Origin of the sequence: Halomonas sp. ND22Bw (assembly GCF_003011945.1) — a bacterium.
GTDB classification, from domain to species: domain Bacteria; phylum Pseudomonadota; class Gammaproteobacteria; order Pseudomonadales; family Halomonadaceae; genus Halomonas; species Halomonas halophila.
On the sequence record NZ_PXWD01000553.1, the window covers coordinates 1 to 304 of the forward strand.

Below are 304 nucleotides of genomic sequence, written 5' to 3' on the forward strand. Positions count from 1 at the left end.
GCATCGACGGCGGGCGCGTGTTCCTGCAGTTCGGCGAATAGCCGCCCTGGCTGGCGGGCTCAGGCTTCGGTCAGCGCCTGCGCCGCGACCACCGCCTCGGTGCGGTTGCGCACATTGAGCGCGCGAAAGATGGCCGCCAAGTGGATCTTGACCGTGCCCTCGCTGATGCCGAGGCTGCGCCCGATCAGCTTGTTGGGCTTGCCCTGCGACAGCAGCTGCAGCACCTCGACCTGCCGGTCGGTCAGGACGTTGCGCAGGTGGTCGAGCGTGTGCATGCCGCCACCGCCCAGGTGGCGCACCGCCT

Annotated in this window: 1 protein-coding gene; it reads right to left on the minus strand. The window is 69.7% G+C overall.

The window, feature by feature from the left end:
• Window positions 1-59: 59 nt before the first annotated feature.
• The coding region (locus tag CVH10_RS19345; RefSeq protein WP_146143105.1) for a response regulator transcription factor at window positions 60-304 on the minus strand (245 nt) is incomplete at its 5' end.